The 24,957-nt window shown below is 65.5% G+C and carries 22 protein-coding genes and 1 tRNA gene; 20 read left to right on the top strand and 3 right to left on the bottom strand.

Annotation, left to right across the window (positions count from 1 at the left end; translation table 11 throughout):
• Nucleotides 1–14 precede the first annotated feature (14 nt).
• From argS to AUL33_RS01280, 11 genes are all read left to right on the top strand, one after another.
• Entirely contained in the window at nucleotides 15–1,766 is a 1,752-nt protein-coding gene (gene argS / locus AUL33_RS01330; protein ID WP_062202877.1) for an arginine--tRNA ligase, read from the top strand.
• Between the two features lie 101 nt (nucleotides 1,767–1,867).
• Nucleotides 1,868–3,451 (top strand): SPOR domain-containing protein, encoded by a 1,584-nt coding sequence (locus AUL33_RS01325; RefSeq protein WP_062202875.1) that lies wholly within the window; start codon nucleotides 1,868–1,870, stop codon nucleotides 3,449–3,451.
• Between the two features lie 107 nt (nucleotides 3,452–3,558).
• The gene (gene nagZ, locus AUL33_RS01320) at nucleotides 3,559–4,584 is read left to right on the top strand and encodes a beta-N-acetylhexosaminidase (protein WP_062202873.1); all 1,026 of its coding nucleotides are present in this window, start codon (nucleotides 3,559–3,561) and stop codon (nucleotides 4,582–4,584) included.
• Nucleotides 4,585–4,673: 89 nt separating this feature from the next.
• Nucleotides 4,674–5,795: an ABC transporter ATP-binding protein gene (locus AUL33_RS01315; protein WP_062202871.1), complete on the top strand. Its 1,122-nt coding sequence runs from the start codon at nucleotides 4,674–4,676 to the stop codon at nucleotides 5,793–5,795.
• 39 nt (nucleotides 5,796–5,834) lie between these two features.
• Nucleotides 5,835–6,065 carry a twin-arginine translocase TatA/TatE family subunit gene (locus AUL33_RS01310; protein ID WP_062202862.1) on the top strand — a complete coding sequence of 77 codons (231 nt, stop codon included), beginning with the start codon at nucleotides 5,835–5,837 and terminating at the stop codon, nucleotides 6,063–6,065.
• A gap of 48 nt (nucleotides 6,066–6,113) precedes the next feature.
• Nucleotides 6,114–6,632 carry a Sec-independent protein translocase protein TatB gene (tatB, locus tag AUL33_RS23010; protein ID WP_062202860.1) on the top strand — a complete coding sequence of 173 codons (519 nt, stop codon included), beginning with the start codon at nucleotides 6,114–6,116 and terminating at the stop codon, nucleotides 6,630–6,632.
• Entirely contained in the window at nucleotides 6,629–7,441 is an 813-nt protein-coding gene (tatC, locus tag AUL33_RS01300; protein ID WP_062202859.1) for a twin-arginine translocase subunit TatC, read from the top strand. Before tatB ends, tatC begins: the two co-directional genes overlap by 4 nt.
• A gap of 40 nt (nucleotides 7,442–7,481) precedes the next feature.
• The gene (gene serS, locus AUL33_RS01295) at nucleotides 7,482–8,765 is read left to right on the top strand and encodes a serine--tRNA ligase (protein ID WP_062202857.1); all 1,284 of its coding nucleotides are present in this window, start codon (nucleotides 7,482–7,484) and stop codon (nucleotides 8,763–8,765) included.
• Nucleotides 8,766–8,768: 3 nt separating this feature from the next.
• On the top strand, nucleotides 8,769–9,524 hold the full coding sequence (gene surE, locus AUL33_RS01290) for a 5'/3'-nucleotidase SurE (protein ID WP_062202856.1): 756 nt from the start codon (nucleotides 8,769–8,771) through the stop codon (nucleotides 9,522–9,524).
• Between the two features lie 13 nt (nucleotides 9,525–9,537).
• Nucleotides 9,538–10,188: a protein-L-isoaspartate(D-aspartate) O-methyltransferase gene (locus tag AUL33_RS01285; protein ID WP_062202854.1), complete on the top strand. Its 651-nt coding sequence runs from the start codon at nucleotides 9,538–9,540 to the stop codon at nucleotides 10,186–10,188.
• A gap of 94 nt (nucleotides 10,189–10,282) precedes the next feature.
• Nucleotides 10,283–11,614: a peptidoglycan DD-metalloendopeptidase family protein gene (locus AUL33_RS01280; RefSeq protein ID WP_082652235.1), complete on the top strand. Its 1,332-nt coding sequence runs from the start codon at nucleotides 10,283–10,285 to the stop codon at nucleotides 11,612–11,614.
• A gap of 71 nt (nucleotides 11,615–11,685) precedes the next feature.
• Here the strand turns inward: AUL33_RS01280 and AUL33_RS01275 are convergent, their stop codons facing one another.
• Nucleotides 11,686–12,561, bottom strand: coding sequence for an ATP-binding protein (locus tag AUL33_RS01275; protein WP_062202929.1), 876 nt, complete (start codon nucleotides 12,559–12,561; stop codon nucleotides 11,686–11,688).
• 137 nt (nucleotides 12,562–12,698) lie between these two features.
• Between AUL33_RS01275 and yajC the strand changes: the two genes are divergently transcribed.
• The 5 genes from yajC (at nucleotide 12,699) to AUL33_RS01250 (ending at nucleotide 18,843) form a co-directional block, all read left to right on the top strand.
• A complete protein-coding gene (gene yajC, locus AUL33_RS01270) occupies nucleotides 12,699–13,040 on the top strand; it encodes a preprotein translocase subunit YajC (RefSeq protein ID WP_062202850.1) in 342 nt (113 codons plus the stop codon).
• A 136-nt stretch (nucleotides 13,041–13,176) separates the two neighbouring features.
• A complete protein-coding gene (gene secD, locus AUL33_RS01265; RefSeq protein ID WP_082652233.1) occupies nucleotides 13,177–15,774 on the top strand; it encodes a protein translocase subunit SecD in 2,598 nt (865 codons plus the stop codon).
• A 14-nt stretch (nucleotides 15,775–15,788) separates the two neighbouring features.
• On the top strand, nucleotides 15,789–16,175 hold the full coding sequence (locus tag AUL33_RS01260; RefSeq protein ID WP_062202927.1) for an Mth938-like domain-containing protein: 387 nt from the start codon (nucleotides 15,789–15,791) through the stop codon (nucleotides 16,173–16,175).
• Between the two features lie 6 nt (nucleotides 16,176–16,181).
• Nucleotides 16,182–17,021, top strand: coding sequence for a phytoene/squalene synthase family protein (locus AUL33_RS01255; RefSeq protein ID WP_062202848.1), 840 nt, complete (start codon nucleotides 16,182–16,184; stop codon nucleotides 17,019–17,021).
• A 22-nt stretch (nucleotides 17,022–17,043) separates the two neighbouring features.
• Complete coding sequence (locus tag AUL33_RS01250) at nucleotides 17,044–18,843, top strand: DUF4153 domain-containing protein (RefSeq protein WP_062202846.1); 1,800 nt, start codon at nucleotides 17,044–17,046, stop codon at nucleotides 18,841–18,843.
• Here the strand turns inward: AUL33_RS01250 and trmFO are convergent.
• Together trmFO and AUL33_RS21430 are read right to left on the bottom strand one after the other, a co-directional pair.
• Nucleotides 18,794–20,206: a methylenetetrahydrofolate--tRNA-(uracil(54)-C(5))-methyltransferase (FADH(2)-oxidizing) TrmFO gene (gene trmFO, locus AUL33_RS01245; protein WP_062202844.1), complete on the bottom strand. Its 1,413-nt coding sequence runs from the start codon at nucleotides 20,204–20,206 to the stop codon at nucleotides 18,794–18,796. The genes AUL33_RS01250 and trmFO overlap by 50 nt on opposite strands.
• 193 nt (nucleotides 20,207–20,399) lie before the next feature.
• A complete protein-coding gene (locus AUL33_RS21430; protein WP_082652232.1) occupies nucleotides 20,400–20,543 on the bottom strand; it encodes a DUF1127 domain-containing protein in 144 nt (47 codons plus the stop codon).
• A 411-nt stretch (nucleotides 20,544–20,954) separates the two neighbouring features.
• On the opposite strand from AUL33_RS21430, the gene AUL33_RS01240 reads away from it, so the two are divergent.
• From AUL33_RS01240 to clpX, 4 genes are all read left to right on the top strand, one after another.
• A tRNA-Leu gene (locus AUL33_RS01240) sits at nucleotides 20,955–21,039 on the top strand.
• Nucleotides 21,040–21,114: 75 nt separating this feature from the next.
• On the top strand, nucleotides 21,115–22,470 hold the full coding sequence (tig, locus tag AUL33_RS01235) for a trigger factor (RefSeq protein WP_062202842.1): 1,356 nt from the start codon (nucleotides 21,115–21,117) through the stop codon (nucleotides 22,468–22,470).
• Nucleotides 22,471–22,729: 259 nt separating this feature from the next.
• Nucleotides 22,730–23,362, top strand: coding sequence for an ATP-dependent Clp protease proteolytic subunit (locus tag AUL33_RS01230; RefSeq protein WP_062202840.1), 633 nt, complete (start codon nucleotides 22,730–22,732; stop codon nucleotides 23,360–23,362).
• A gap of 235 nt (nucleotides 23,363–23,597) precedes the next feature.
• Entirely contained in the window at nucleotides 23,598–24,866 is a 1,269-nt protein-coding gene (clpX, locus tag AUL33_RS01225; RefSeq protein ID WP_062202838.1) for an ATP-dependent Clp protease ATP-binding subunit ClpX, read from the top strand.
• Nucleotides 24,867–24,957: the final 91 nt, after the last annotated feature.

Genomic DNA, 24,957 nt, shown 5'->3' with positions numbered 1-24,957 from the left:
TCTGGATTGCCCCGATGAACATCTTCGCCGACTTCGAGCACCGCATCCGCAAGAGTGTCGAAGCCCTTCTGCGAGCGATGGAAGCGGGCGAGCACGACCTTTCGCGGATCACCGTCGAGCCGCCGCGCGACCCGACGCACGGTGACCTCGCGACGAATGCCGCGATGGTGCTTGCCAAGCCGCTTGGGCAGAAGCCGCGCGACCTCGCCGATCGGATCGCGGAAAGTCTGCGGGCCGATCCCGACGTCGCCTCGGTCGAGATCGCCGGACCCGGCTTCATCAACCTACGGCTCCAGCCGCAGTTCTGGACCGAGCATCTGCATGCTCTCCTCGGCCAGGGTCTCGACTATGGGCGGGGGGCTTCGACGGGCCGCAAGGTCAACGTCGAATACGTATCGGCCAACCCCACCGGGCCGCTGCATGTCGGCCATTGCCGTGGCGCCGTGGTGGGCGATGCCATCGCTAACCTTCTCGCCTTCGCCGGTCATGCCGTTACGAAGGAATATTACATCAACGATGCCGGCGAGCAGGTGAACGTCCTCGCCCGCTCGGTCTACCTGCGCTACCGCGAAGCGCTCGGCGAGAGCATCGGCGACATCCCCGCCGGGCTTTATCCCGGCGACTACCTGAAGACCGTCGGATCGGCACTCGCCATCCGCTACGGCCGCGACCTGCTGGCGCAGGACGAGACCGAGTGGATGCCGCTCGTGAAGAGCTATGCGATCTCGGCGATGATGATGTCGATCCGAGACGACCTGCGGGCGCTCGCCATCCAGCAGGACGTGTTCTTCTCCGAGAAGACGCTGCACGAGGGCAATGGCGGCCGGATCACGGCGGCCATCGAAGAGTTGCGCGAGAAGGGCTTCGTCTACCAGGGAACGCTGCCGCCGCCGAAGGGCCAGCTGCCCGACGACTGGGAGGATCGCGAGCAGACGCTGCTGCGCTCGACCGATGTCGGCGACGATGTCGATCGCCCGCTCGTGAAATCCGACGGCAGCTACACCTATTTCGCCGCCGACGTCGCCTACTTCGCGGACAAGTTTGCCCGCGGCTTCGACGAGATGGTCTACGTGCTTGGCGCTGACCACGGCGGCTACGTGAAACGGCTCGAAGCGGTCGCAAAGGCTGTCGCCGGCGAGCGCGCCGAGGTCGACGTCGTGCTGTGCCAGCTCGTGAAGCTGTTCCGCAACGGCGAGCCGGTGAAGATGTCGAAGCGGGCCGGGGAGTTCGTCACCCTTGCCGACGTGGTGAACGAGGTGGGCCGCGACGCCGTGCGGTTCATGATGTTGTTCCGCAAGAGCGACGCGCCGCTCGACTTCGACTTCCAGAAGGTCACCGAGCAGTCGAAGGACAACCCGGTCTTCTACGTCCAGTACGCCCATGCCCGCTCGCGCTCGATCGTGCGGCAGGCTGCCGGAGAGGGGCTGGACGTGTCGGCGCTCGATAAGGTGGATGCGCAGACTCTGGCGCTTCTGACCGACGAGGGCGAAGTCGGCCTGATGCGCAAGCTCGCCGAGTATCCGCGTCTGGTGCAGAGCGCGGCGCAGGCAAAGGAGCCGCATCGCCTGGCCTTCTTCCTCTACGACGTCGCCTCCGCGTTTCACGCCCAGTACAATCGCGGCAAGGACCATCCGGAGTTACGGTTCGTTAAGCCTGATGATGCGAAAACGACGGCGGCCCGGTTGGGCCTCGTTCAGGCGGTGGCTTTCGTGATCGCATCCGGTTTGGACCTCGTCGGCGTCTCCGCCCCCGAGGAAATGCGCTGACGGACCACGCTTTGAACAAGTTCGCGATTTAGGCGCAAGCTTCGCGGTGCATTGTCAAATTTCGACTGCTGCGGGTCGAAATCCGGGGTGGGATCGTTGCGATGAAGGACTTCAAGGGCTCCAATCCCGGCACCGTCGGCGGTCGCGATCCTTTCGCCGATCTCATCCGTGCGGTGGAAGGACCAGGGCCCCGTTCGCCCGGTGTCGCCCAGCCCGTCTATGCGGGCTTCGAGCCGATCGAGATCCCGCAGGCCGCCGGTTGGGACGAGTTCACCTACCGTCCCGAGCAGCGCGTTGAGGCTCTCGATGCTCCGAAGGTGTCGCGCAGCGGTTCCCCGGCCGGAGAGCGTGCCGCACCGGTGCGTCAGGTCAAGTCTCCGGCGATGGCCGATCAGCAGATGGAGGATGCGTTGCGTGGACTGAGCCAGCCCCAGCGGCCGCGCGACATGAACCCGGCCGAAACGCAATCCTTCGCTCCGGCACGCGAGCCCGAATACGATGCGGTTCATCCGCAGACGCTGACCCTCGACGACTTCGACGAGCTGATCGCCAGCGAGATGGCGGCGCTCCAGACCTCGAAGCCGGTCTATGACGAGGACGACGATTACGCGCTCGGCTACGACGATGCCGACGTCGATCTCGACTCCGCGCAGTACGACGACGACTATCCGGTGAAGACCCATTCGCGCTTCCGGGCGCCCGCGCTGATCCTTGGCGGCATCGCCGCGCTGGCGCTCGTGGGCGTCGCCAGTGCGGCGCTTTACGCCGGAATGGGCGGCAGCGTAGGCGGCGGCGATGGCTCGATGCTGATCAAGGCCGACGTCGAACCCTACAAGATCGTGCCCGTCGATCCCGGCGGCAAGTCGATCCCCAACCAGAACAAGGCCGTCTATCAGCGCGTCGCGGGTGTCGATGCCGATCGTGCGCCGACGCAGCAGTCGCTGAAGACGGCGATGGAAGAGCCGCTCGATCTCACAGAGGACGCCGAGCCGCCGGTCGATGCCCTGCCGGGCGTCAGCGTCGGCGACGACGTTTCATTGCCGGCGGACGAGCCGACGCAGGTCGCGGATGCCAGCCCGACGGCATCGGACGCAACGCTCCAGCCGCGCAAGGTCCGCACGCTCACGGTTCGCCCGGACGGCACGCTTGTCGCAACGGAAACCTCGGCGGTCGAGAGCGAGCTGATGACCAATGCCTCCAGCACGGTGGCGCAGGCTGCCGTGATGGACCCGGTGGCAGGCATCGCGCCGGCCATGCCGTTCGATGATGGCGACGCTGCCGAGGACGATCAACCGGAGATGACGACCGCTTCGGTTTCGGCGCCGGTCGCTCCTGTCGCGGCACCCGTCGCCAAGGCCGCACCCGTCGCCAAGCCGGCACCGGCGGCAGCACCTCAGCAGGTCGCCGCGCTGACGCCTGCGGCGGCACCCGCGGCGGCGGATGGCGGGTTCTACGTGCAGATCTCCTCACAGCCGAGCGAAGCACTGGCAAAGGAATCGATGTCCAATCTCGGCAAGCGGTTCTCGAGCGTCATCGGTGGTCGCGGCGTCGGCATCAAAGCGGCCGAGATCGCGGGCAAGGGGACCTTCTACCGGGTCCGCGTGGCCGCCGCGTCCAAGACCGAAGCGAATTCCCTGTGCGACAGCCTGAAATCGGCCGGCGGCAGCTGCTTCGTGACGCGCTGACGGGTCTCGTCGGCACGGCTCTGGTCGCGACCCGTCCGGGCGGCGACCGCCCTCCCATTTCCGGTTCGAGTCGGGCGGCCGACGAACCTGTACGCCCGGATCTCGACATGACCCCATCGAAAGCCTGGATCGCCGGTTGCAGCGGGCTCAGCCTGACCGCCGACGAGCGCGCCTTCTTTGCCGCCGAACGGCCATGGGGTTTCATCCTCTTCGGCCGCAACATCTCGGAAGCCGCGCAGCTTCGCGATCTCGTCGCCGAACTGATGGAAGTCGGCGGCCGCGAGACCGTTCCCGTTCTCGTCGACCAGGAGGGAGGCCGCGTCCAGCGCCTCCGTCCGCCGCTCGCTCCCCGCTATCCGCCGGCCGCCGCCATCGGCGTGGTCTATGACGGCGATCGCGAAGCGGGCGCGCGGGCGGCCTGGCTGCAGGGGCGGCTTCTCGGCCACGATCTCGTCGAAGGTTACGGCATCAACGTCGATTGCCTTCCCTGTCTCGACGTCTCCTTTCCCGGCACCCATTCGGTAATCGGCGACCGCGCCTATTCCCGCGATCCATCGACGGTGGCGGTCCTCGGCCGTGCCGCTGCGGACGGGCTGATGGCTAGCGGCGTGCTGCCGGTGATGAAGCATCTGCCGGGGCACGGGCGCACGAATGCCGATAGCCATCTCGAACTGCCGCGAGTGAGCGCGACCCGGGCCGAACTGGAAGCTCACGATTTCCCGCCGTTCGAGGCGCTGGCCGATCTTCCCGCAGGCATGACCGCGCATCTCTTGTTCGAGGCGATCGACCCCGATCGGCCGACGACGCTGTCGCCCGTCATGATCGGTGACATCATTCGCGATCGGCTCGGTTTCGACGGTCTCCTGATGAGCGACGACATGTCGATGAAGGCGCTCGATGGCGACATGGGCGACCTTGCGGCCGCAGCGATCGCCGCTGGATGTGACCTGGCCCTTCACTGCAACGGTGACATGACGGAAATGCGCCGGGTCGCCGCACATGTGCCCGAGCTTGCCGGGCGGAGCGCCGAGCGGGCCGAGCGGGCCCTCGACGTCATCAGGCGGGGCGGCGAGGGCGGCTCGGTTGAGGTTCTGCGCGCCGAGTTCGATTCGCTGCTGGCCATGGTGGCTTGAGCCCGGCGCTGCGCATCGGTATCTGATCGATCCTCTCATGTTTTGTCCGTTCGGGCTTCAGTGCTTCGAACGGCGACGGATCGGTGCCGATGACCCAGCAGTTGAGCGAGCGACGCGAAGCCGGCTCTCGTACGCGTGCAACGACCGCACCCGTGAGCTTCGCGGCCGAACTCGAGTTTCGAAACATCGGCTTCCGCGCCGGCAGCCGGCGGATCCTCGACGACGTCTCGATCCGCGCGCAGGCCGGCAAGGTGCTCTGCCTGCTCGGTCCCTCGGGCTCCGGTAAGACTTCGCTGCTGCGCATCGCCGCCGGAATCGAGCGTCAGACGGAAGGGTCGCTCTGGCTCGGCGGATCGGAGGTCGCCGGCGGCGATCGATTCGTGCCTCCGGAACGGCGAGGCATCGGCCTCATGTTTCAGGACTTCGCTCTATTTCCGCACATGACGCTGCTCGACAACGTCCGGTTCGGTCTGCGCGATCTCGGCGCAAGTGAGTCGCGCGCGGCCGCGATGGCGGCCCTCGATCGGGTCGGCCTCGTCCACGCCGCTGCCGATTACCCGCACACGCTTTCGGGAGGTGAGCAGCAGCGCGTGGCGTTGGCGCGCGCGCTGACGCCGCGCCCGCAGGTCCTTCTCATGGACGAACCGTTCTCTGGCCTCGACAGCCGATTGAAGGATATGGTCCGCACCGATACGCTGCAGATCCTTCGCGAAACGAAATCCACCGCGGTCGTCGTCACGCATGACGCCGAGGAGGCGATGCGGATGGGCGACCGCATCGCGCTTCTGCGCGACGGCAAGCTGGTTCAGGTGGGTACTGCGCATGAGCTCTACCGCCACCCGGCCAGTCTCTTCGCCGCAGCTTTCTTCTCGGAAATCAACGTCTTGCAGGGCGTCGTTCGCGGCGGTCGGGTCGAGTCGCCGCTCGGCGCGGTCGCAGCTTCGCCACGATCGGATGGTACTTCGATGACCATCGGGCTTCGGCTCAACGGGCTGCGCGTGACCACGAAGCGCGATGGCATCGAAGCACGTATCCTCTCACGGCGCTTCCTCGGCAGTGTCGATCTTCTGACGCTGGCGGTGGCGGGTGCCGACAGCCCCCTGCGCGCCAGGATCCGTCCCGGCGATCTGGAGGCAGATGTGCACGAGGTCTTCGTGTCCGTTGATCCGCAAGAGATTTTCGTGTTTGAAGACACGAGTGGTTTGGTATGAACGCAAACGCGGTCCGTCCGCGGCGCATGGAGGCGTATCATGGGTAGCTTCAGCATCTGGCATTGGCTGATCGTTCTGGCGGTCGTGCTGCTCCTCTTCGGCCGCGGCAAGATTCCCGAGCTGATGGGCGATGTCGCCAAGGGCATCAAGAATTTCAAGAAGGGCATGTCGGACGACGAGGTCCAGACGGTCCAAGAGCGCCGGACGCTCGAAGCGCGCGAAGGCGATGCGATGACCCACGAGTCTACCGTGGAGAAGTCTCGGATCTGATCGCTCGGCGCCGCTGCAAGGCGGCGCCCCGCGTAACCGGGCATAGCCATGTTTGACATCGGTGGTCTTGAGCTTCTCGTCATTGCCGTCGTTCTGATCGTCGTGGTCGGACCGAAGGACCTTCCCAAGATGCTTCGTACATTCGGTCGCGTCAGCGGCCAGATGCGGCGCATGGCGGGCGACTTCCGCAAGCAGTTCGACGAGGCCTTGAAGGAGGCCGAACTCGACGAGCTTCGCGACGTCGCGCGCGACGTGAAGAACCTCGACCCACGCACCGATATTCGCAAGGTGATGAATCCGGTCCGTGCCGTGGGCGACGAGATCCGATCGTCGCTGAAGGCCGCTACCGCAGCACCGGCGCCGGTGATCCCGTCGGCCGACGCACCGGCGACGCCGGTTGCGGCGCCTCAGGTCATGTCGTCGAACCCCACCGGCGCTGCCGTGTCGGCGGCAGCCGCGGAGCCGTCGCCTGCATCGGAGCCCGTCGTGGTGTCCCCTGCGCCCCATCTCAATGGTTCGACGCCGGTCTCCGCACCGCCGCGCGATACAGCGGGAGTCGCACCGTGAGCCGGTCCGAAGCCGACATCGAAGCCTCGTCCGCCCCCCTCATCGAGCACCTCATCGAGCTGCGCCGCCGGCTGATCTGGTCGATCCTCGGCTTCATGGCGATGTTCCTGCTCTGCTTCTTCTTCGCCAAGCAGATCTTTAACCTACTCGTGGTGCCCTACCAGATCGCGACGGGCTGGGCCGGCCTCGACCCGTCGAGCGTCGAGCTGATTTACACTGCGCCGCAGGAATTCTTCTTCACGCAGGTGAAGGTCGCGGCCTTCGGGGGCTTCTTTCTCGCCTTTCCGGTGATCGCGATCCAGGTCTACAAGTTCGTGGCGCCAGGCCTCTATCGGGACGAGCGGTCGGCCTTCATCCCGTTCCTCGTCGCGACGCCGCTGCTGTTTCTGCTCGGTGCGCTGCTCGTCTACTTCTTCTTCACGCCCATGGTGATGTGGTTCTTCCTGTCCATGCAGCAGCAGGGCGAGGGGACCGACGCGGCGATCCTGCTCCTGCCGCGCGTGTCCGAGTACCTGTCGCTGATCATGACGCTGATCGTGGCGTTCGGTCTGGTGTTCCAGCTACCGGTGGTCTGCTCGCTGCTGGTGCGAGCCGGAATGATCACGTCGCAAACGCTGAAGGACAAGCGCAAGTACGCGATTGTCATCGCCTTCATCGCGGCAGCCATCCTCACTCCGCCCGACCCGATGTCGCAGATCGGTCTTGCGATACCGACGATCATTCTCTACGAGATTTCGATCATCGTAGCCCGTCTGATCGAGAAGAAGCGCGCTCAGCGCGTTGTCGAGGACGAGGCGCGGGCGGACTGATCCGGTCGGCTCCGGTCCGCCTCGCGCGGACTGGAGAATCATGCTCGACATCAAGTGGATCCGGGAAAACTCGGAGAAGTTGGACGAAGTCCTGCACGGGCGTGGTTCGAAACTCAGTGCGGCCGAGGCCGTGCGGCTCGACGAAGCGCGCCGGACCCATCTGAAAATGTTGCAGGACTGGCAGGGCCAGCGCAACGAAGCCTCCAAACAGATCGGCAAGGCCAAGGCGTCGGGTGATGCCGCCAGGGTCGACGAGGTCATGCAGACCGTCGCCGATCTCAAAGCCAGGATCCAGGACGGCGAGCGTCTCGAGCGCGAACTCGATGCGGCCTTGGCGGATTATCTGGCCACCATGCCGAATGTTCCGCTCAACGGCGTCCCCATCGGTCTGGACGAGGCCGCCAATGTCGAGCTGCGCCGGGTCGGCGAGAAGCCCGGCTTCGCGTTCAAGCCGCTCGAACATTTCGAGCTCGGCGAGACGCTCGGCATGATGGATTTCGACCGGGCCGCTCGCATGTCCGGCTCGCGCTTCACCATCCTGCGCGGCGAGCTTGCCCGGCTGGAGCGCGCGCTTGGCCAGTTCATGATCGACGTCCACACCACGGAGTTCGGCTACGAGGAGGTGTCGCCGCCGCTGCTGGTGCGCGACGAGGCGCTGTTCGGCACCGGGCAGCTTCCGAAGTTCGCCGATGACCTGTTCCACACCACCGAAGGCCGCTGGTTGATTCCCACGGCCGAGGTGTCGCTGACCAATCTGGTGCGCGAGGAGATCATCGACGAAAGCCAGCTGCCGCTGCGGTTCACGGCGCTGACGCCGTCCTTCCGCTCCGAGGCGGGGTCCGCCGGTCGCGACACGCGCGGGATGCTACGCCAGCACCAGTTTTACAAGACCGAACTCGTGTCGATCACGACGCCCGAGACCTCCGAAGCCGAGCACGAACGGATGACCGCAGCGGCCGAATCGGTGCTGTCGAAGCTCGGGCTGCATTTCCGCACGATGGTCCTCTGCACCGGTGATATGGGTTTCTCGGCACAGAAGACCTACGACATCGAGGTCTGGCTGCCGGGACAGGACATGTTCCGCGAGATCTCGTCCTGCTCTGTCTGCGGCGACTTCCAGGCACGGCGGATGAACGCGCGCTTTCGCCCCGCGGGCGAAAAGCAGGCGCCGCGCTTCGTTCATACGTTGAACGGCTCGGGCACCGCTGTCGGCCGCGCTCTGATCGCAGTGATGGAAAATTATCAGAACGAAGATGGCAGCATCACCGTCCCCGAGGCGCTGCGACCCTATATGCGCGGCACCGACCGGATCGCGAAGGGCTGACGCATGCGCATTCTCCTGACCAATGACGACGGGATCCACGCAGAGGGTCTCAAGGTGCTCGAGCGCATCGCGCGCCAGCTGTCCGACGACGTCTGGGTCGTCGCGCCCGAGACTGACCAGAGCGGGCTGTCGCATTCGCTGACGCTATCCTCGCCGCTGCGTCTTCGGCAGGACGGTGAGAAGCGCTTCGCCCTGTCGGGAACGCCAACGGACTGTATGATCATGGCGGCACGCCGGGTCATGCCGGACGCACCGGATCTCGTGCTCTCCGGCGTCAATGCCGGGCAGAACATCAGCGACGACGTGACCTATTCCGGCACGGTGGCGGGTGCCATCGAGGGCACGATGCTCGGCTTCCGCTCGATCGCGCTCAGTCAGGCCTTTCGCCCCGACCGTGATCGCGACGCGACCTGGGCAACGGCGGAGCGCCACGGCGCCGAGGTCATCCGCAAGTTGATGGATGTCGAGACGCCCGCAGGCACGCTGTTCAACGTCAACTTTCCTGCGGTCGACCCGGACGCCGTTCTGGGCACGTCGCTGACGCGCCAGGGCAAGCTCGACTACTCGCTGGATGTCGAGGAGCGCCGCGACGGACGCGGTTTCCCCTACTTCTGGCTGAAGTTCGGGCGGCAGGCCGGCCCCGAAATGGAAGACTCTGACATCGGCGCCCTTCAGGCGGGGCGGATCTCCGTGACGCCGTTGCATCTCGATCTGACCAACCACGCGCTGCGCGAGACGCTGCGCGAGCGGTTCCGCTGACGGGATCGGGATCATGCCCGCAACCCTGGCCGACCGGGAGCATCTCGCGTCGTTTCTGATGACGCTGCGCTCCGACGAGGGCGTGGCGGGCCGTGTCATGGCGGCGGTCGAGGCCGTGCCGCGTCGGCTGTTCGTGCCGGCCGACATGGCGGACCCTTTCGCAGACAAGGCCTCGCCGATCGAATGCGGGCAGACGATGCCGAGCGCCCGCACCGCCGTTCGGCTGGTCGCCGCGATGAAGATCCAGGCCGAGAACCGGGTTCTGGAGATCGGCACCGGAAGCGGCTACGTGACCGCGCTGCTGGCCAAGCTCGGGCTGCAGGTAACGACGATCGATCGCTACCGGACGCTTCTGACCAAGGCGACGGAGCGGCTGAAGGCCTGCGGGCTGCACAACGTCACCTACGTGCAGGACGACGGCCGCAAGGGCTATCCCGATCTGGCGCCGTTCGACCGCATCGTCGTTCACGGCTCGTTCGAGACCCTGCCGAAGGCCTTCGTCGACCAGATGGCCTCGCAAGGCATCCTCGTCGTCGCCCTCGGCGCTCCCGGCGAGCGTCAGCGCGTCGTACGGCATCAGAAGCTCGGAAGCCGGTTCGAGGAGGAGGCGCTTTTCTCCGTGCGTCTGCAACCGCTCGAAGCGGGTCTGGCGACATTCCTGTAAAGGAATTGCGGCAAATTGTGGAGCCGCTTAACCGGCGGGTAACATTAACAGGCTCTAATGCAGTCCAAGGTTGGGCGAATGCATGGGGACTGCGATGCGTGTGGACGTGTTGAATCGATTTCGGCTTCCGCTGGTGCGCTCGGCGGCGCTCGTGTCGGTTGCCGCCCTGACGGCGGGTTGCAGTGCTGATGCGACGCGCCTGCAGGACGGCTTCTATACGGGCGCCATTCCGAAGGCTTCGGTGCAGCAGACGCAGGTCGCGCAAGTGCCGACCTACGGCGCGGGGCAGCCGAACGCCTCCTATGGCGCAGGCACCACCGGTTCGTCGCAGACCTATGCGGCTGCGACCCCGCCGGTGACGCGTTCGAACCTGCCGCCGCCGCCCGCGGCCTCCTATGGCGATGGCGGTTACTCGCAGCCGTCCAGCCAGGTGTCGCAGGCCCCCGCATCGCGGGCTCCGATCGGCAGTTCGGAGATCGGCCAGACCGGCGCATCTCGCGGCATGGCAAGCGCCGCACCGGTGCAGAGCGCGAGCCGCACCTCCGCCGGCCGCTCGATCACCGTGACTTCCGGCGATTCGGTTCTGGGCCTCGCTCGCCGCAACGGCGTCAGCGCTGCGGAACTCCGCCGTGCGAACGGGCTGTCGGACGATAACATTCGCATCGGACAGACGCTGGTCGTTCCCAGCGGCGGCACCGGCTCTGGCGAGCCGACCCGCGTCGCTACGCTCGGCGCGCCGCCGACCACGCTGCAGGCGCAGGCCAAGGCCATTCCGGCGCCTCGCTCGGCACCGCCCGCGCCGGCGGCTGCCGCCGCTGCCAAGCCAGCTCCGGTGTTGGCGACGGTGACGGCTGCCAAGCCCACCGCCACGGCTGCGGCGCCCGCTCATACGACGCCGGCCGTTGCCGCCGCGCCCGCTCCCGTCGAGGCAGCGCCGAAGGCTCCAGACGCGTCGTCGTCGGCTGTCGCCGCCGCTGCGCCGGCCCCGGCGACCACGGTCGCAGAGGAGGAGAAGCAGGAGCAGGCTTCCATCGCGCCGAAGTCCACCGGCATCGACGAGTTCCGCTGGCCGGTGCAGGGCCGCGTCGTGAAGAACTTCGGCGACAAGGTCGGCTCGCGCCGCAACGACGGCCTGAACATCTCGGTGCCGCGCGGAACGCCGGTGAAGGCCGCCGAGAACGGCGTCGTCATCTACGCCGGCGAGGGCCTCAAGGAGTTCGGCAAGACCGTTCTCATCAAGCACGACAACGGGCTGGTGACCGTCTACGGCCATGCCGACGACATCATGGTCCAGCGCGGCGCTACGGTGAAGCGCGGTCAGGAGATCGCCAAGGCCGGTATGACCGGCGATACCGACACGCCGATGCTGCACTTCGAGGTCCGCAAGGACTCTTCGCCCGTCAATCCGATGACGTACCTGCGCTAGGCTCGTCGCCTCGACACAATCGACTCTGGAAGGGCCGGCATCTCGGGATGCCGGCCCTTTTTCGCATGACCTCAGATCGCCAGTTGGTGACCATGCCGACCGGCGAAGTCCTGAACGAACTGGAAGGCGACCCGCCCCGAGCGCGCGCCGCGTGTCGTCGCCCATTCCAGTGCTTCGTGGCGGACGAGATCGGCCTCGGCCGTGATGCCGGCGGCGGCGAGATAGCCGTCCACCATCGCGAGGTAGTCGTCCTGCGAGCATTTGTGAAAGCCGAGCCAGAGGCCGAAGCGGTCCGACAGCGACACCTTTTCTTCCACCGCCTCGCTTGGATTGATGGCGGTGGACTGCTCGTTTTCCATCATCGTCCGAGGCAGGAGATGGCGGCGGTTGGAGGTGGCGTAGAACAGCACGTTGTCCGGTCGGCCCTCCACGCCTCCGTCGAGCGCCGCCTTCAGCGACTTGTAGGACGTGTCGTCGTGGTCGAACGACAGGTCGTCGCAGAAAAGCAGGGTGGGGAAGGGCGCCCTGCGCAGAATCGCCATCAGCCCCGGCAGCTCGTCGATGTCCTCGCGATGAACTTCGATCAGTTTGAGCGGTGGCCTGGCGGCCGGTCCCTCAGAATTGACGGTCGCGTGAACAGCCTTGACGAGCGACGACTTGCCCATGCCCCGCGCGCCCCAGAGCAGCGCGTTGTTGGCAGGCAGACCGGACGCGAAGCGCCTGGTATTGTCGAGGAGGATGTCGCGCGAGCGATCGATGCCGCGCAGAAGACCGACCGCCACGCGGTTGACCCGCGGCACCGGCTGCAGGCCGGCGGGCGGGGCGAAGACGAAGCAGTCCTCGACCGACAGGTCGGGGTCGCCCGCCGCGGTCGGCGCCAGTCGGTCCAGTGCGTCGGCAATACGACGCAGAGTCGCGATGAGATCGGGGTCGGTCGGCTGGTTCACGAAGGGGCCTCGCTCGGTGCCGCCGCGGCTTTGTCCGCCGGCACCTGCTGCGTGTTGCATTCGGGTCGACCGTTCGTATATTGCGCGCAGCTTGTGAAGGCCGCCTCCGGCCTTTTGTCATCTGCGAGGAAATCTTGATGTTCGTCACCCCGGCCTTTGCTCAGACCGCCACCGCCGCTGGGGGACCGGAAAGCATCCTCATCAGCATCCTGCCGTTCGTCGCGGTCTTCGCGATCATGTACTTCCTCATCATCCGTCCGCAGCGTTCGGCCGCCAAGAAGCGTGACGAGATGCTGCGCAACATCCGGCGCGGCGACACGATCGTTACCGGCGGTGGCATCATCGCCAAGGTGACGAAGGTCATGGAGAATGGTGAGCTCGAGGTTCAGATCTCCGAGCAGACGAAGGTTCGCGTGTTGCAGGCGATGGTCACCGAAGTCCGCGTCAAGGGCGAGCCGACGGCTGCCAACACGAAATAGCCGCGATCCGCGGCTCATTCAGCAGGGCCGGCCGCTTCTAGGCCGGGCCTGACCGCCCAAATCTGCCGAAAGGCATCACGGAGCGCCGCCTTCCCGCCAGCCGGGAGCGGGGCTCCGACCCTCGTTCGGAAACGCCATGCTGTATTTCTCACGCTGGAAGACCACCCTCATCTGGTTGGCGGTCTTGGCCGGCGTTCTCTTCGCGCTCCCGAACTTTCTGACGGAGAGCCAGCGCGCTTCGCTGCCGGGCTTCCTTCCCGATCGTCCGATGACGCTGGGCCTCGACCTTCAGGGCGGCTCCTACGTTCTGCTCGAGGTGGACCGGGCCTCCCTGATCAACGACCGTCTGCAGGGTCTGCGCGAGGACGTTCAACTCAGCCTTCGCAACGCCAATGTCGGCTTCGCCAATCTGGCGGAGGTGGATGGCGGCATCCAGTTCATCCTGCGTGACCCATCACAGGCAGCCGCAGCCCGAACGGCTCTCGAAGGACTGACGGCGCCGATCTCGAGCGGGCTTCTCGCTGGCGGCTCGGTGGTCGAAAGCAATTTGGCCGAGACGCAGCCCGGCTCGTTCCGTCTGACGCTGACCGATGCCGGCGTGAACTACCGCCTGTCCACGGCCGTCTCGCAGTCAATCGAGGTCGTGCGACGCCGCGTCGACGAACTCGGCACGACCGAGCCCGTCATCCAGCGGCAGGGTCTCGATCGCATCATGGTGCAGGTGCCGGGTCTTCAAGACCCCGCGCGCCTCAAGAATCTCCTGAACCAGACGGCGCGGCTGACCTTCCGTCTTGTCGACGTCAACAATTCGGCGGAAGCCGTGAAGGCCGGCGCGCAGCCGTTGCCGGCGGGTGACGAGCTGCTGGAAACCACGGACAACCCTCCGACGCCGATCCTTGTGCAGCGGCAGGTGATGATCTCGGGCGAAAGCCTGACGGACGCGCAGGCTGGCTTCGACCAACGCGACAATCAGCCTGTCGTCAACATCCGCTTCGATTCGCGGGGCGCGCAGCGCTTCGGCGCGGTGACGCAGGAGAATGTCGGGCGGCCGTTCGCGATCGTTCTCGATGACAAGGTGCTGTCAGCGCCGAACATCCGCGAGCCGATCCTCGGCGGTCAGGCACAGATCTCCGGCAACTTCACCGTCCAGACCGCCAATGACCTATCCGTGCTGCTGCGCGCCGGCGCCCTGCCGGCGACGCTCGATATCATCGAGGAGCGGACGGTCGGTCCGGGGCTCGGCGCCGATTCGGTCGCCGCAGGCCAGAACGCCGGCATTCTCGGCGGCATCTTCGTCATCATCTTCATGTTCGTGGCCTATGGCTTCCTCGGACTGATCGCCAACGTCGCCCTGCTCGTCAACGTCATCCTTCTCGTCGCCCTGCTTTCGGTGCTGGGTTCGACCCTGACGCTTCCCGGCATCGCCGGCATCGTTCTCACGATGGGCATGGCCGTCGATTCGAACGTGCTGATCTACGAGCGCATCCTCGAAGAGCGGCGGAACGGGCGATCGGTGGTCCAGTCGATCGACGCCGGCTTCCACAAGGCGCTCGGCACGATCATGGATGCGAACGTGACGACGCTGATCGCGGCCGTCATCCTGTTCTTCCTCGGCTCCGGCCCGGTGCGCGGATTCGCCGTGACCCTGGCGCTCGGCATCTTCACGACGATCTTCACGGCGCTGACGCTGACGCGCTGGCTCGTATCGTTCTGGGTGCGCCGGCAGCGTCCGAAGGAAGTGCCGAAAGGCTGGATCTCCTTCGTCCCGCACGGAACACGCATTCCCTTCATGGCGGTTCGCCGCTGGGCCTTCACGATCACCATCGCGCTGTCCTTGGCCTCGGTCGCCAGCCTCTTCGTCGGCGGACTGAACTTCGGCATCGATTTCACCGGCGGAACGGTGATGGAGCTGCGCTCGAAGGCCGAAACAGCCGACGTGGGTAAGATCCGCGAAGACCTGTCCGGCATCGTCGCCGGCGATATCCAGGTGCAGGAATTCGGCTCCTCGCGTGACGTTCTCGTGCGCTTCGGTTCGCAGCCGGAGGACGTGCAGACGCCTCAGGCCAGCGTCAACGCGGTTCGCGGCGACCTGCAGGCGGATTACGACTTCCAGCGCGTCGAGGTCGTGGGACCCACGGTTTCAAGCGAACTCGCCTGGGCGGCCGTCTTCGGCGTTGGTGCCTCGCTGCTGGCGATCGCCGTGTATGTCTGGTTGCGATTCGAATGGCAGTTCGCGGTCGGTGCCTTGCTGGCGACGGCTCACGACGTCGCGATGACGATCGGCTTCCTCGTCGTGTCGCAGCTCGAGTTCAATCTGTCCTCGATCGCGGCCCTCCTGACCATCGTCGGCTATTCGCTCAACGATACGGTCGTGGTGTTCGACCGCATCCGAGAAAACCTGCGCAAGTACAAGAAGATGCCGATCGGCGAGATCATCAACCTCTCCTTGAACGAGACGCTGTCGCGGACGCTTCTGACCGCCGTGACCCTGGTGTTGGCACTCGTGGCGCTCTACGGGTTCGGCGGCGACGTCATCCGCGTCTTCGTGGCACCGATGCTCGCGGGCGTCCTGGTCGGCGTCTACTCGTCGATCTTCATCGCGGCTCCGGTGCTCATCTACTTCAAGCTGCGGCCGGACAGCATCCGGGGGGGCGACAAAGACGATCTCAAGGTGACGCTGCCGACGCTGGGATCCTCGGCGGGCGGTGCGACGCCATCCTCCGGCCAGGTCTGAGCATGGCGGACGACCTGGCTGAAGGCGCGATCCGCGAGGCGCATTATCCACGCCGCGCTCCGGTCGATGCCTACGGCAACGGCGGGTTTCGCTTTGCCGACATGTCGCATCGGGGGTCGATCCTCTGCCTGCCGTCCGGTATCTACGGCTGGACCGGCACGGTCGAGGCGCCGTTCTCGGGCGAGCGCCTGTTGAAGGTCCTGGACGAGGCCGAGGGCATCCGCTTCCTCCTGTTCGGCACGGGTGCCGACATTCGCAGGATCCCGCCTGCGTTGGCGGACCGGCTCAAGAAGGCCGGCATTTCGTGCGACCCGATGTCGACCGGCGCTGCCGTGCGCACCTACAACATCATGCTCTCCGAAGGTCGACCGGTGGCGGCAGCCCTCGTCGCGGTCGACTGAGCCGATATGACGACTGGGGAGACGGCGCTGCGCGCCGCCTATGCGGAATGCGAGCGGATCGTTCGCGAGGGCGATCCCGACCGTGCGGTGTCGGTCGGCTTCGCCCCCGTCGACCGGCAGGATGCTCTGTTCGCGCTCTATGCCTTCAACATCGAGACGGGGCGCATTCGCGATCTCGTCAGCCAGCCGCTGCCCGGCGAGATCCGCCTGCAATGGTGGCGTGATCTGCTGGAGGCCGCGGAGGGTGCCGGCGACGGTGGCGGTTCCCCGGTGGCTGCGGCTCTTCTCGACACGGTGCGCCGGTTCGAACTGCCAATCGCCGCGTTTGATCGCTGGCTCGAAGCGCGCATCTTCGATCTCTACGACGATCCGATGCCGAGCCGCACCGAGTTCGAGGCCTATGCCGGGGAGACGGCGTCGGCGCTGATCATGCTCGCCTGCATGGTACTCGACCGGTCTGCCGCCGCGAGCGCCTCGGACGCGGCGGGCCACGCAGGCGTCGCGCAGGTCGCGACGGGCGTCCTGCGATCTGCCTCCCTGCACCGCGCCCGCAACCAGATCTTCCTGCCAGCCGACCTTCTCGAAGCGACGGGCGTCGAGGCGGGCGATTGGTTGCGGGGGGGGGAGGTGGCCGAACCTGCGCGGGCGGCGATGATCGCGTTCGCGGCGGATCACATGGCGAAGGCGGAGGCCGCTTGGCCGAAGGTTGCGCCATCGCTGCGGCCCGCGTGTCTTCCCGCCTTCCTGTCGCGGCGCTATCTGACAGCGCTGGAGACCGGCAGCGAAACGTCTGCTTCGTCGCCGTTCAAGCGCCTTTGGACGTATTGGCGCCTGATGCGACGGTGACGCTCGGAAGCCGGGAGTTCGCATGACGCCCACCGTACGCCTGACACGGTACCTTCGCTCCCTCGGAGCGGGCGCCTCTCTTGCGGCCCTGCGTTTCCCTGTCACGGTGCTGCTTGTCCTCGGTCTCTGCGGGATCTCGCTCGCCGAGCAGGCCGGGCGACTCGACGGTTATGACGAGATCCTACGGCTCGTCGCCTCGCTTTCGGCTGGCGCCGCGATCTCCGTGGCCGTCGCGCTTTGTTTCGAATCATATGGTGCCGGGCGCGGGTTGTCGTTGGCGGCCAGTGCCGGATCGGCCGCCCTGATCGGGGGTGCGATCTGGTGGTCTCAGCCGCTCCCGGTCTACGCGCCGGCGCTCATCATCGCATCGCTGTTCGCCGTGCCGCTCGCGCCATTTGCCGGACGTGGGTCGGGACGCGACTTCTGGAGCTTCACGCTCTGGACGGCGGTCGGAGTTGCGCTCGCCTTCTTGTCCGTGCTCGTCTTCCTGTTCGGCGTCGTGACACTTCTGGAGATGATCCGATACCTCTTCCGCGCCGATCTCCTGGCCGATCTCGACGCCTATCTGCTGACGATCGCCCTGACGCTGGTGGGTCCGCTCTTCGCCTTGGGCCGCATCCCGCCGGCGGATCACGCGCCGATCGGCTTCGACGGGGACGATCGCCTCGTGCGAGCGGTTCGCCCGCTGTTCGAATGGGTGATGGCGCCGCTCGTGCTGGCGACGGCCCTCGTTCTTCACATCTATATCGGCCGGATCGTGCTCAGTGGCGATCTTCCACGAGGTGAGATCGGATGGATCGTTGCGACCTATGCGCTTCTGGTCCTCTGCCTGCGGATAGCCGTCGATCCGTTTCGCGGCGAGACGGCGCCGCTTCGCCTGTTCGCCCGGCTGTGGGTGCCGATCCTGTTCGCACCGGTGGCGCTTCTCGCCTACGCACTGTGGCTGCGGATTTCGGCCGAGGGGCTGACAGTCGAGCGCTACTACCTCGGCCTCTGGGGCTTGGCGGTGATGCTGGGGATGGCCGCGCAACTCGTCCCGCAATGGCGCGGAGATATCCGGTTTCTCGGCTGTGTCCCGGTGCTGTTGCTGGCGCTCTCGACGTTCGGCCCCTGGGGTGTCGCCGAAAGTGTCGGGCGAAGCCAGACGGACCTGATCCGTTCGGAGTTCTCGGGCCGTCTCGGCAAGCTGCCGGATGGTATCTCTTCACTGCCGGAAGCAGACCGGCGCCGGCTGGAGTCACGGCTGTTCGCGCTCGAAAGCGTCGCGGAACTGTCGCGCATCCGTCCGTTGCTGGCGCCAGGGGTGGCTGACGCACCGGAGTGGTCTGCGTCGCCCGTGAGCGTAGCGAGCGTCAGGACCGTGCTTGGCCTCGATCGTGGTTCCGCGCCTGATCTCACCGACACCGTGCTCCGGCGGGTGCTGCCGCAGCCGTTGGACCTCGCCAGCTACGATCGCGGGTTCATCAGTCGCCAAGTGGAAGAGGGCGGACCTCCAGATTCATCGACGCTCGGTCTTCGCCTCGAAGCGAACCGCCTCGCCATGACGTGGAACGGGACCTTGGACGGGCTCGACCTTGCTGCCGTGGTCGCCGAACTGCTCGCGGAGCCGAACCCCGCAAGCGTGGACCGCCCAGCCGGACTGAGCGATTTGGTCTCCCACAACGGACGCCACGTTCGCGTCATCATCGAGCATCTTGTCGTAGACGGCGTATCGCGCTTGGCGCAGGCCGCGACCTTGACGCTGCTCCTGCGGTCCGCCGAGTGGTCCGACGCTACTCCGCCGCCATCGCAGCCGGACGATCGCCCGCCAGCCAATCGCTGAAGTCTGCCAAAGCCCGGCGCGCCATCGCCTGCTTTTTGGCGTTGGTCTTTTCCTTGCCGCGAAGCCGCTTGCCCTCTTCGCGCGGCGTCTCGATCGGTGGGAAGAGCCCGAAATTGACGTTCATCGGCTGGAACGACCGCTTGCCAGGCTCTTCGTCGGTCACGAGGTGTCCGCCGGTGATGTGGCCGAGAAGCGAGCCCATGGCGGTCGTGAGCGGCGGCGGAGCCAAGGCTTCGCCCAGCGCTTCGGCCGCAGCGAACCGCCCAGCCAGCAGTCCGATCGACGCCGATTCGACATAGCCCTCGCAGCCGGTGATCTGGCCGGCGAAGCGCAGCTGCGGGCGCGAGCGAAGGCGCAACGAGGCATCGAGCAGCGTCGGCGAGTTCAGATAGGTGTTGCGATGGAGGCCGCCCAGCCGCGCGAACTCGGCGTTTTCGAGCCCCGGGATCGTGCGGAAGATCCGCACCTGCTCGGCATATTTCAGCTTCGTCTGGAAGCCGACCATGTTGTAGAGCGTGCCCAGCGCATTGTCCTGGCGCAGCTGGACGACCGCGTAGGCCTTGATGTCCGGCTGGTGGGCGTTGGTCAGGCCCATCGGCTTCATCGGGCCGTGACGAAGCGTCTCGGGACCACGCTCGGCCATGACCTCGATCGGCAGGCAGCCGTCGAAATAGGGCGTGCCCTCCCACTCGTGGAACTCGGTCTTGTCGCCCGCGACGAGTGCCGCGACGAAAGCCTCGTATTGCTCGCGGTCGAGCGGGCAATTCACATAGTCCTTGCCGGTGCCGCCGGGCCCGACCTTATCGTAGCGCGACTGGAACCAAGCCTTGTCGAGGTCGATCGTCTCGAAATGGACGATCGGGGCGATGGCGTCGAAGAAGGCGAGGGCGTCGGCGCCCGTCTCCGCCCGGATCGCGTCGGCGAGAGCGGGAGCCGTGAGCGGCCCGGTTGCGACGATGGTCGAACCCCACTCGGTGGGCGGCAGGCCTTCCACCTCCTCACGGCGAACCTCGATGAGCGGATGGCGGGCGATTTCCGCGGTAACAGCTTCGGCGAAACCGTCGCGGTCCACCGCGAGCGCACCACCCGCCGGCACTTGATGGCGGTCCGCGCAGCGCATGATGAGCGAACCGCCGAGCCGCATTTCGGCGTGGAGAACGCCGACGGCATTGCTCGTCGCGTCGTCGGAGCGGAATGAGTTGGAGCAGACGAGTTCGGCGAGCGAATCCGTCTTGTGCGCGTCGGTCGGGCGAACGCCCCGCATCTCGTGCAGGATCACGGGAATGCCGGCCTCGGCAACCTGCCAGGCAGCTTCAGAACCGGCGAGCCCGCCGCCGACGATATGGATGGGTGTCTGGGTCATCGCGCTTTTTATCACCCGATTCACAGGGATGAAAGCGCGGGGCTTCGAGTGCGAACACCCTGAAACGACGACACCCGCCGGGGGAGGACCGGCGGGTGTCGTGTGGAGGCCTGCGGCGGGAGGAGAATCCGCAGGCGCTGTTCCGCTCGGGTCCCTTGGGAGGAGAAACGACCCGATGCGAAGGGAGGAAAGTTTAGCGGACGGCCTGACGGGCGACGACGCGGATGTCGGAGCGGGCGATGCCGAGGTCTGACAGTTCGCGCTGCGACAGGCGGTTCAGCTCGCTGCACGTGTCGCGGTAGCGGCGCCAGTTGTTGTAGGAGCGAACGATGTTCATGGTCGGAAACCTTGAAGGTCGGAGGAAGATCTAATCGTTTGAAGTTCGGGGCCGAGTTGAAGCCCCGCTTCGATGACCAGAACCTAAGTGCATACCGATGGATGCGCCAGAACCGAAACCGCATGGCAGCCCTGCGGATGATGCATCGCAGCAAACGTTCTCGGGCCCTTCATTTGCGGGCCTTCCGCACACACGCCGTATCGCAATGCAACATTTTGTGCGCGAACGTTGACGAAACCTTCACCTTCGCTGAGTGCATGGCACTCGGTTGCCGTTCCGTGGTCAGGGGAATTCGGATGTCCACGTCGCCTCCGTGTGCGCGCAGCAGTGCAGGCTTTTAAACTTTGACGACGTTTGCACCGGTGATATAGAGGCCCGCGCCGCGTGACGGGATCGTTCACGGCGTGCCGAGCGGGTGTGGCGGAATTGGTAGACGCACTAGATTTAGGTTCTAGCGCCTAAAAGCGTGGGGGTTCGAGTCCCTCCACCCGCACCAGTCCCGTCCAAAACGAATTCAAAGAGCGACGACGGGCCTCAGCCGCCTGCCGTCGCAGACCATAAAGGGTTGACGATGCAGGTTAAGGAAACCAAGGCCGAGGGCCTCCAGCGCGAGATCGAGGTCGTCGTGCCGGCTTCGGACCTTGAGGCACGGCTGCAGACTCGCCTCTTCGAGGTCAAGGATCAGGTCAAGCTCAAGGGTTTCCGGCCCGGCAAGATCCCGATGAGCCATATGCGCAAGACGTATGGCCGCTCGATCATGGCGGAGATCGTCAACCAGATCGTGAACGAGACCCCGCGCAACGTGATCGCGGAGCGCAACGAGCGCTCGGCCATGCAGCCGGAAATCCAGATGACCGAGGACGAGTCGGAGGCCGAGAAGGTCCTGCGCGGCGAGAGCGACTTCCGCTTCACCGTGTCCTACGAGACGCTGCCGACCTTTGAGCTCAAGGGCACCGACGCGATCAAGATCGAGCGTCCGGTGGTCGAGATCGCCGAGACGGAGGTCGAGGATCAGGTCAAGCGGATCGCCGAGAACGCGCGCACCTTTGAGCCGAAGGACGGCGCAGCCGAAACCGGCGACCGGATTACCATGGACTTCGTCGGCAAGATCGATGGCGATGCCTTCCAGGGCGGCACCGCCGAGGACTCGAACCTCGTAATCGGCTCTGGCCAGTTCATCCCTGGCTTCGAAGACCAGCTGGTCGGCGTGAAAGCCGGCGAGGACAAGAAGGTCGAGGTCAGCTTCCCCGAGGATTACGGTGCGGCGCACCTGGCCGGAAAGCAGGCGGTGTTCGACGTCACCGTGAAGGCCGTCGCCAAGCCGGACGAGTTGAACCTCGACGACGAGCTGGCCAAGAAGATGGGTCTGGAATCCATCGACCGCCTGCGCGAGATCGTCCGGGGCCAGATCGAAAGCCAGTTCGGTCAGGCGACACGCCAGAAGGTGAAGCGTCAGCTGCTCGACGCGCTCGACGGCGACTATGACTTCGAGCTGCCGAAGAAGCTGGTCGAGGCCGAGTTCAACAACATCTGGACGCAGGTCACGCGGGAGCTTCAGCAGAGCGGCAAGTCCTTCGAGGATGAAGAGACGACGGAGGAGAAGGCGCGCGAGGAGTACCGCAAGCTTGCCGAGCGCCGGGTGCGCCTCGGGCTCGTGCTCTCCGAGATCGGCGAGAAGGCCGGCGTGACCGTCTCCGACGACGAACTGCAGAAGGCCGTGATCGAGCAGGTTCGCCAGTATCCGGGCCAGGAGCAGCAGGTCTACGACTACTTCCGCAACACGCCGGAAGCCGTTCAGAGCCTGCGCGCGCCGATCTACGAAGAGAAGGTCGTCGATCACCTGCTCGCCACTGTCGACGTCACCGACAAGACGGTGACGAAGGAAGAGCTGATGAAGGAAGACGAGGACGAGATCGCGGCCGCCTGATCGGCCGCATCTCGATTATCGTTGGAAGGGCCGGTCGAGAGATCGGCCCTTTTTCGTTGCGCGCCTGCCGGTCTGACGGCTTGCGATCTGCCGAGACGTGCGGCGCGACGGAATGTGTCCGCGTCCGAGACGCAACCCTCCCACAAGCCCGCTCCTTGCACAGACCGCTATCGGAGTCCTATCTACGGGATCACGCCATACCGCCCCGATTCGGCACTTCGGGACGTCATTCGACTTCCACCTTCCACGAGAGACGACGATGAAGCACCCTCTTGAGACCGCGATGAACCTTGTGCCGATGGTCGTGGAGCAGACGAACCGGGGCGAGCGCGCCTACGACATCTTCTCCCGTCTGCTGAAGGAGCGGGTGATCTTCATCACCGGCCCGATCGAGGACGGCATGTCGACGCTGGTTTGCGCCCAGCTCCTCTTCCTCGAGGCCGAGAACCCGAAAAAGGAAATTTCGCTCTACATCAACTCGCCGGGCGGCGTCGTCACGTCGGGCATGGCGATCTACGACACGATGCAGTTCATCAAGCCGGCGGTCTCGACCGTCTGCATGGGGCAGGCGGCCTCGATGGGCTCGCTGCTGCTGTGCGCCGGTCACAAGGACATGCGCTTCGCAACGCCGAACGCCCGCATCATGGTCCACCAGCCATCCGGCGGCTTCTCGGGTCAGGCCTCGGATATCGAGCGTCACGCGCAGGACATCATTAAGCTCAAGCGCCGCCTGAACGAGGTCTATGTCGAGCACACCGGTCAGGACTACGAGACCATTGAACGCACGCTTGATCGTGACCACTTCATGACGTCGGACGAGGCGAAGGATTTCGGACTGATCGACAAGGTCTATTCGTCGCGCGAGGCGATGGAGGCCAAGGCGGCCGGTTGACGGTTCTCCATGATCTCGCCATTTGCGGCAGCTAGCGTATCAGGCTGTTCGCTGGTGTTAAGCGTCGATCAAGGATGAAAGCGCTACCCTACGGCTGCAAATCCGTCATGATTCCCGGATTTGCGCCGTGGGATCCAGCGGTTGCTTTGTGCGCGTTGCAGCATAGGATTATGAAAGGGTCTCGCGACCTGGCTCCGGACCTCCAAGTCCGAGGTGCGGAACGGAAGGAAGAACGATGAGCAAAGTGAGCGGCGGCGATTCCAAGAATACGCTCTACTGCTCTTTCTGCGGGAAGAGCCAACACGAAGTCCGCAAGCTGATCGCTGGCCCGACGGTCTTCATCTGCGACGAGTGCGTCGAACTCTGCATGGACATCATTCGCGAGGAAAACAAATCCTCGATGGTGAAGTCGCGCGAGGGCGTTCCCACCCCGCAGGAGATCATCGCGGTTCTCGACGATTACGTCATCGGCCAGTCCTTCGCAAAGAAGGTCCTGTCGGTCGCGGTGCACAACCACTACAAGCGGCTGGCGCACGCGTCGAAGAACAACGACGTCGAACTGGCGAAGTCCAACATCCTGCTGATGGGCCCGACCGGTTGCGGCAAGACGCTGCTGGCACAGACGCTGGCGCGCATCCTCGACGTTCCCTTCACAATGTCGGACGCGACGACGCTGACCGAGGCGGGCTACGTCGGCGAGGATGTTGAGAACATCATCCTCAAGCTGCTGCAGTCGGCCGACTACAACGTCGAGCGAGCGCAGCGTGGCATCGTCTACATCGACGAGATCGACAAGATCAGCCGCAAGTCGGACAATCCCTCGATCACCCGCGACGTTTCGGGCGAGGGCGTCCAGCAGGCGCTGCTGAAGATCATGGAAGGCACCGTCGCCTCCGTGCCGCCGCAGGGTGGCCGGAAGCATCCGCAGCAGGAATTCCTGCAGGTGGATACGGCAAACATCCTTTTCATCTGCGGTGGCGCCTTTGCCGGTCTCGACAAGATCATCTCGGACCGCGGTCGCAAGACCTCGATCGGCTTCGCGGCGACCGTCGAGAGCCCCGAGGATCGTCGCACCGGCGAGCTGTTCCGCAAGGTCGAGCCCGAGGATCTCCTGAAGTTCGGTCTGATCCCCGAGTTCGTCGGTCGTCTGCCCGTGCTGGCGACGCTCGAGGACCTCGACGAGCCGGCGCTCGTGCAGATCCTCGTCGAGCCGAAGAACGCACTGGTTAAGCAGTATCAGCGTCTGTTCGAGATGGAGAATGTCGAGCTGTCCTTCCACGAGGACGCCTTGAAGGCGATCGCCCGCAAGGCGATCGACCGCAAGACCGGTGCTCGTGGTCTGCGCTCCATCATGGAGTCTATGCTGCTCGATACGATGTTCGACCTCCCGACACTCGAAGGCGTGCAGGAAGTCGTCATCTCGGAAGAGGTGATCGATGGGAACGCCCGTCCGCTCTACATCTACGCCGAGCGCAAGGACGAGAAGGAGACCGTCAGTGCCTGAGGCATTTGCCGGCCTTCGAGACTGAGTTGCCATCAAGCCCGTCCCGGACTGCCGGGGCGGGTTTCTTCGTTTTGCCGCGGCTCCCGAAGCT

The organism is Aureimonas sp. AU12, from assembly GCF_001463705.1.
In the GTDB taxonomy this organism is placed as follows: domain Bacteria; phylum Pseudomonadota; class Alphaproteobacteria; order Rhizobiales; family Rhizobiaceae; genus Aureimonas.
Note: the sequence above shows the minus strand (reverse complement) of the source record. Positions and strands in the feature narration are given on the sequence as shown.

Excerpts from the sequence above, each read along its gene's own strand:
- yajC (WP_062202850.1), top strand. The coding sequence starts at position 12,699 with ATGTTCGTCACCCCGGCCTTTGCTCAGACCGCCACCGCCGCTGGGGGA.
- argS (WP_062202877.1), top strand. The coding sequence starts at position 15 with ATGAACATCTTCGCCGACTTCGAGCACCGCATCCGCAAGAGTGTCGAA.
- AUL33_RS01230 (WP_062202840.1), top strand. The coding sequence starts at position 22,730 with ATGAAGCACCCTCTTGAGACCGCGATGAACCTTGTGCCGATGGTCGTG.
- trmFO (WP_062202844.1), bottom strand. The coding sequence starts at position 20,206 with ATGACCCAGACACCCATCCATATCGTCGGCGGCGGGCTCGCCGGTTCT.
- AUL33_RS01255 (WP_062202848.1), top strand. The coding sequence starts at position 16,182 with ATGACGACTGGGGAGACGGCGCTGCGCGCCGCCTATGCGGAATGCGAG.
- AUL33_RS01325 (WP_062202875.1), top strand. The coding sequence starts at position 1,868 with ATGAAGGACTTCAAGGGCTCCAATCCCGGCACCGTCGGCGGTCGCGAT.
- serS (WP_062202857.1), top strand. The coding sequence starts at position 7,482 with ATGCTCGACATCAAGTGGATCCGGGAAAACTCGGAGAAGTTGGACGAA.
- tig (WP_062202842.1), top strand. The coding sequence starts at position 21,115 with ATGCAGGTTAAGGAAACCAAGGCCGAGGGCCTCCAGCGCGAGATCGAG.
- secD (WP_082652233.1), top strand. The coding sequence starts at position 13,177 with ATGCTGTATTTCTCACGCTGGAAGACCACCCTCATCTGGTTGGCGGTC.
- nagZ (WP_062202873.1), top strand. The coding sequence starts at position 3,559 with ATGACCCCATCGAAAGCCTGGATCGCCGGTTGCAGCGGGCTCAGCCTG.
- AUL33_RS01280 (WP_082652235.1), top strand. The coding sequence starts at position 10,283 with ATGCGTGTGGACGTGTTGAATCGATTTCGGCTTCCGCTGGTGCGCTCG.
- AUL33_RS01310 (WP_062202862.1), top strand. The coding sequence starts at position 5,835 with ATGGGTAGCTTCAGCATCTGGCATTGGCTGATCGTTCTGGCGGTCGTG.
- AUL33_RS01250 (WP_062202846.1), top strand. The coding sequence starts at position 17,044 with ATGACGCCCACCGTACGCCTGACACGGTACCTTCGCTCCCTCGGAGCG.
- clpX (WP_062202838.1), top strand. The coding sequence starts at position 23,598 with ATGAGCAAAGTGAGCGGCGGCGATTCCAAGAATACGCTCTACTGCTCT.
- AUL33_RS01315 (WP_062202871.1), top strand. The coding sequence starts at position 4,674 with ATGACCCAGCAGTTGAGCGAGCGACGCGAAGCCGGCTCTCGTACGCGT.
- surE (WP_062202856.1), top strand. The coding sequence starts at position 8,769 with ATGCGCATTCTCCTGACCAATGACGACGGGATCCACGCAGAGGGTCTC.
- tatB (WP_062202860.1), top strand. The coding sequence starts at position 6,114 with ATGTTTGACATCGGTGGTCTTGAGCTTCTCGTCATTGCCGTCGTTCTG.
- AUL33_RS01285 (WP_062202854.1), top strand. The coding sequence starts at position 9,538 with ATGCCCGCAACCCTGGCCGACCGGGAGCATCTCGCGTCGTTTCTGATG.
- AUL33_RS21430 (WP_082652232.1), bottom strand. The coding sequence starts at position 20,543 with ATGAACATCGTTCGCTCCTACAACAACTGGCGCCGCTACCGCGACACG.